We start from the raw sequence: 6,341 nt of genomic DNA on the forward strand, positions 1-6,341 counted from the left end.
TAATGTATTGAGTGGTTTTCGATTTTGCTTTGCAAAATTCAACACATTATTCAAGACTACTGAGGCAACAAGTATCAGGTTTTGAGAATTCTGCTTGTCGTTTTTCAAACGGCATGGTGGGATGGCATCGGTTGTCATGAGACAAAAAGTGATACACAAATTTTACCCAATGCACGAAAAGCCTCGGGGCTCAGCCCGAGGTTAAGAGCGCGGATGCTGAAAACGGCCTAGTCGGTTTGTTGTTGCTATACTCAAGGAGTTGTAGTGTTTTAGAACACAGCTCAAATACAAATGCGATTAGGCAGTGAGTCGTGAGTAAGAAACGCATCAATCCAAACATGCTCGTGCTACGGGAAAATTCTCGCCAGCAGTCCGAAAGATAGGGCAAGTTTGCGAATAAAAGCATGGATTTGCAGCGAATGCCGACCGCGATACCAACTCAGCAAAAAACATTCTCGCGGAGGGACTTCGCCGTCTGGCAGCAGGAGTCCCCGCTCTTTAGGACGCGGGGAGGAAGTCAAGTTCTAGCTGTTCTAACAGCCCATGCACATCACCGAGAACCCACAAGTCGGCAACTAGCCCGTCTCTAAAAGTAAAGAGTGCTGCACCAGCCCATTCGATCTTTTTTCCTGTTGGCTTGAAACCAAAAAATTCGCCATGGTGATTTCCTGAAAAGCGCATTCGGGCAAAGCACTGATTACCTTCTGTCACCAAATCAAGAATGTCACATTGGTATGCACCAAGGGCCCGATGTACAAAATCAACGTAATCGGCAAATTCGGAATGTCCAGTTTTACATTGGCCGAGAGAGCCTCGGAAAGTAAAGTCTGGCTGAAGCAGATTGGGAATTGCTGATTTGTCGTGCTTATTCCATACATCAGAATAGAACCTATGAACAATGGTCTTAAGTGTGGGAAGTTCCATGGTGAACGTCGGTAAATTTTATACAGGGCGTCCATTTTGCCCGAGGCCCAGTCAGATAGCCACCTAGTAGGGTGCCGTCACCCCGAAGGGGCGACGCACCATTAAATCACCCGACTTGCCATGGCCTCACCCATCCGGATTGGGCGGGTGGGTTGCCAAGAGGCATTAAATTGCAAGGTGTGTTTCGGGAATAGCATGACCACAGTTGAGCCTAACAAAAAGCGGCCCATCTCAGCCCCTTGCGCCAAATGAATGGCCTCTTTCCCTTGGTAATGCCAAGTTTTGATTTCACCCAAACGCGGTGGATTCACCACGCCATGCCACACCGTAGCCATACTGCCCACAATCGTTGCCCCAACCAACACCAAAACAAATAGGCCAAACTCACCATCAAACACACACACCACCCGCTCATTACGGGCAAACAGTCCGGGCACCCCTCGCGCGGTTGTGGGATTGACTGAAAATAAATCCCCCGGAATATAGGTCATACTGCGCAAACGTCCCGCACAGGGCATGTGAATCCGATGATAATCGCGTGGACTGAGGTAAAGCGTTGCAAACGCGCCATGTTGAAACTGTGCAGCCAACGACGCATCGCCACCTAATAACGTGCTAGTGGAATAATGATGCCCCTTCGCCTGAAAAATTTGGTCTTGTTCAATCGGCCCAAGCTGGCTAATGGCACCATCCACCGGCGAAATAAAATCGGCTTTGGCTAAAGGACGCACCCCCGCTTTTAAAGGACGCGTGAAAAAAGCGTTAAAACTCTGGTAGCTGGCAATATCAGGGTTGGCAGCTTCGCTCATATCCACCTGATAACGCTGCACAAACCAACGAATCAAGGCAGTTGTCAGATGACCTGCTTCGGCAGCAGCAATACGGCCAGCAAATACCGTCAACGCTCGTTTTGGTAACAGATATTGGGGAAGAACAGCAAGTCGATCAGACACGGAGGACACCTAACAATTAAGCAGGCGGCGATTATAACCGGTTTCTTTTGTTGTATCCGGCACCTATGACGCCACCGTTTAATGTTAAAACTGTTAAAATCCCAGCCAATCTTTGACACTCGGCCTTAACCCAATCAATCCCCCCCCATCAATCCAACCAAACGGCACACACCATCACAATGGTCATGCTTTTGAGGAGAGGAATTTTGTCACAGCAACGATACCGATTGCTTCTCCCAGCCCTCGGCGTTCTTCTCACTTTGGGTGCCGGTGGGGTGTTATGGTATTTATCAGAACAACTACACAAACACGAACTGCATAATGCGACTGGTGATGCCGCTGCTTTTTCCCACTCGGTCACACAATTTCGCAACTTTTATAGTGCCGAGATTGTGCCGCGTGCCAAAGATGCCGGTCTTAGCATCACCCACGACTACAAAAACCAACCCCACGCCCTGCCGCTCCCCGCGACTTTTACCCTCGATTTCGGTGAATATCTCAGCAATCAACAACAGGGATTTGCGGTCGAGATGTTCAGCGCCCACCCTTTCCCGTGGCGGCAAGCCAACCGCAAACTGGATCAGTTTCAACAACAAGCCTTAACCGCTATCGAAAGCGCACCTGATCAACCTTATGTCAAAGTGGACATACTCAATGGTGTCAAAACCCTGCGCTATGCCACCGCTGATCGCATGAAAGCCAACTGTGTTGCTTGCCACAACAGCTATCCAGGCTCGCCAAAAACAGATTGGAAAGTGGGTGATGTGCGGGGTGTGGTGGAAATTCGGCGACCGCTGTCTTCCTCCGCCCTCGAAACAGGGTTACAACATGCGGCTTATATCAGCGCAGCCCTTATTCTCAGCACCATTTTATTGCTGTGGTTGACGCTGCGCGGCCTCCACCGAACCGCTTTAGCCTCCGAAAACTCCAACCGCCAACTGCGCGACACGCAACGTAAACTCAGTCAACAGCTATTTGCCCTCGACCAACACGCCATCGTCAGCATGGCTGACCGAGCAGGCAATATCACGTATGCCAACGATAAATTCTGTGATATCAGTGGTTATAACCGTGAGGAGTTGATTGGGAAAAATCACCGTGTGGTCAATTCTGGCTACCATCCGGAAATCTTTTTTAGCCAACTGTGGCAAACCGTGATGGCGGGTAAAGTATGGACTGGCGAGATTTGTAACCGCCGCAAAGATGGCAGTTATTATTGGGTCAACGCCACCATCGTCCCCTTTGTCGATGAGTCGGGACAACCCTATCAATATATCGGTATTCGCACGGATATTTCCGAACGCAAACGCACTGAACAAGCCTTGCAACTGGCCAAAGATGCTGCTGAAGCCGCCAATCGCGCCAAAAGCGATTTTCTGGCCAATATGAGTCACGAAATCCGCACGCCGATGAATGGCATTATTGGTATGAGCGAATTGGCCTTAGACACCCGCAATGAAACAGAACGAGATGAGTATATTGGGATTGTGAAATCCTCCGCTGAAGCGTTGCTGGCGATTTTGAACGACATTCTGGATTTTTCAAAAATCGAGGCCGGTAAACTCGAAATCGAACAAGTGCCGTTCCAGCTACGGCAAACCCTGATTGATGCCCTACGGCCACTGACGTTGCGCGCCCATGAAAAAGGGCTGGAAATTTTGTGTGAAATCGGCGACGACGTACCCGATCAAGTACAAGGTGATCCCGTTCGCCTGCGGCAGATTTTGATTAACCTCGTGGGTAATGCGATTAAATTCACCGAACGTGGACAAATTGTGCTGCGTCTGCAAACCCTTAACCATGAAGCCAAAAGCAGCGTGCTGCAATTTGCCGTGTGTGACAGTGGGATTGGCATTGCCGCTGAAAAATTGGCGACAATTTTTGAAGCTTTCTCACAAGCCGACAACTCAATTACCCGCAAATATGGTGGTACTGGCCTTGGGCTAAGCATCACTCAGCAATTAGTGCGCTTGATGGGTGGTGAGATGCAGGTAAGCAGTGAAATCGGTGTCGGCAGCACCTTTAGTTTTAGTCTACCGTTGCAACATTGTGCATTCGATCCACCCCATCATGATTTAAGCCAACTGCGCGGCAAGCGGGTGTTGATCGTCGATGATAATGCAGTCAATCGTGAGATTTTCCTGCGTCAACTGCAACGGTGGCAACTACAACCCGATGCCGTTGCACACGCTACATTGGCACAGACATGGCTGCAACAACACCCCATGCCCGATTTGGTATTGCTTGATGTACACATGCCGGACATGGATGGTTTTAGCCTTGCAGCATGGATTCGTGCCCAAGCATCCTTCCAATCCATACCGATTTTAATGCTGTCGTCGGGCCCACTCGGTAACGATAGCGAACGCTGTCGCGAGCTCAATCTACAAGGCCATTACACCAAACCGGTTACCGATCACGATTTACAACAGGCAATGCTACGGGCCTTAAGTCACCAGACGCATACCACAACCGTGGTCAAAAGTACGCCAGTACCGGCCCCCATCCCCTTCGAGACCGACAGCGGTTTACAGGTTTTGTTAGTGGAAGATAATCCGGTCAACCAAAAATTGGCGACGCTGATTTTGCAAAAATGGGGTCATCAAGTCAGCTTGGCTGAAAACGGCCAACAAGCAGTCGAGATGATCGCCGCCGCCCACGACCGCTATCAGTTGGTGTTGATGGATATGCAGATGCCAGTGATGGATGGGATTGCCGCCACTGGCGAAATTCGCCGCTATGAACAACAACACGGTCTCACCGCCTTGCCAATTATCGCCATGACCGCCAATGCGATGGAAAGCGACCGTGAACACTGCTTGGCGGCAGGGATGAACGACTACCTATCGAAGCCGATCAAGCAAGCCGAATTGGCAGAAAAACTGCAACATCATGTCCCTTCGGCGCGTTGAGCCTCAGCCGCCGGTGTCAACGACACGGTGGCTTGTGCACTCACCACCCGATCACGACCGGCGGATTTCGCTTGATACATCCGCTGGTCAGCCAGCTCGATGACCTGTTTCCACGATTCAATACCCGCTTCGTGGCTGTCGGCAATACCAATCGATGCCGTTAAAGGCTGTCCATCGGGACGCAAGCCAAACCCTTTTTCACGCAAGCGTTGTAGCAAAGCGGGGACGTTTTCACTTGGGGTATCTGGCAGTAGCGCAATAAATTCTTCTCCTCCCCAACGCACCAATAAATCACTGCGCCGTAAACCCTGCCGCAACGAATTCACCAACGCACATAAACAACGGTCACCGGCTTCGTGTCCCCATGTATCGTTCACACTTTTAAAACGATCGAGGTCGAAAAATGCTACGGTTAACGGTTTTTCTGCCATCGCATTCAAGCGAAACAGCAGGTTTAATGCCTCTTCTCCCGATTGCCGAGTAAACGCCCCTGTCAGTGGATCGTGCATCGCTTTTAATACCAAACTGGCCATATAGTGACACTGGCTCATGCCAGAAAATACCGCCACCCCCAACATCATCGACATAAACCATAAAGTGCCGCCATGTTGTTGCAATGAAAGATGTTGTTCAGCAAACAGCAGACCAACACTACCCGTTGCAATCACCGGAATCGATAACAGTAAAGTTTCTAGCGCAGTTAATGGAAAAATAGCCAAACCACCCAACACCACCGTTGGCAAATAAGCGTATAGCTCGGCCACCAATCGTTGTGTTTGCGTCACACTCGACGCTGCTAAAGCGTCTGCTGAGCATAAGTGGAACAAGGGGGGGATCATCAACAAGGCCAATAAACTGACCATCGCCTGTCGATATGGGTGTTTTGATGATAACTCGCGCTTTTTTGCTAACAGAAAAAAGGCAAACGCCGAAGCAAAACGCAACCCCACCAACTGCCATGCTAACGGTGCCGGAAACACCAATAAATCAATCACGGCACCCAAAGGCACTAACACGGCAAAAAGGGCAGCAATCAACTGCACACGGTCGAGAATGACCGATGCTGCATGACGGCGCAGGTGCATCGGTCGGCCAAAAGGTACCAACAGGGACAAGATAAACGCCTTGTCCAACCGTGCAGGCAAGGTGAAATATTGCACCATGCTTTTCCAGAACTTTGTCATTAAACAGTCCGAATTTAAGCAAAGTGCGCATCATAGCGCGAGCCAACATAAAAAAGTGTTGATTCTAAACAGACAGCAGCCCTATCAGTTCTGAATCTCACAAACCCAAGCCACGTTCTACCGGACTTACGCCCCAGTGCTCCAGCCACAATCCCTTCCTTCTGAGCCGCAGGCGAAAGGATTTGACTGGGGGTGAAGGGGCGTGCCGCCCAACGGGCGGCTAGTGCGGTGCTTCCTGTTGCTCGATGTATTGTTGAATCACTGACAATGGCGCTCCGCCGCAACTGATGATGCAATAGCTGCGGCTCCAGAACACCGGCTTGTTCCAGTAATACTGCTTCAGTTCTTCGCCAAATTCCTTACGGATG

At 50.2% G+C, this 6,341-nt stretch carries 5 protein-coding genes; 1 reads left to right on the top strand and 4 read right to left on the bottom strand.

The features are described from left to right. Positions 1–498 precede the first annotated feature (498 nt). Positions 499–924 carry an ester cyclase gene (locus tag ACTBZS_RS11550; RefSeq protein ID WP_463044230.1) on the bottom strand — a complete coding sequence of 142 codons (426 nt, stop codon included), beginning with the start codon at positions 922–924 and terminating at the stop codon, positions 499–501. Positions 925–1,025: 101 nt separating this feature from the next. Next, on the bottom strand, positions 1,026–1,877 hold the full coding sequence (gene asd / locus ACTBZS_RS11555) for an archaetidylserine decarboxylase (protein ID WP_463044231.1): 852 nt from the start codon (positions 1,875–1,877) through the stop codon (positions 1,026–1,028). 206 nt (positions 1,878–2,083) lie between these two features. Here asd and ACTBZS_RS11560 point away from each other — a divergent pair, with 206 nt between their 5' ends. Continuing rightward, entirely contained in the window at positions 2,084–4,789 is a 2,706-nt protein-coding gene (locus ACTBZS_RS11560) for a response regulator (protein WP_460431045.1), read from the top strand. Here the strand turns inward: ACTBZS_RS11560 and ACTBZS_RS11565 are convergent. Both ACTBZS_RS11565 and ACTBZS_RS11570 read right to left on the bottom strand, forming a co-directional pair. Further along, entirely contained in the window at positions 4,768–5,973 is a 1,206-nt protein-coding gene (locus ACTBZS_RS11565) for a GGDEF domain-containing protein (protein ID WP_463044232.1), read from the bottom strand. The genes ACTBZS_RS11560 and ACTBZS_RS11565 overlap by 22 nt on opposite strands. 220 nt (positions 5,974–6,193) lie before the next feature. Continuing rightward, a complete protein-coding gene (locus ACTBZS_RS11570) occupies positions 6,194–6,340 on the bottom strand; it encodes a transposase (protein WP_463044233.1) in 147 nt (48 codons plus the stop codon). Between the last annotated feature and the right edge of the window lies 1 nt (position 6,341).

Source organism: Aquaspirillum sp. (genome assembly GCF_055136605.1).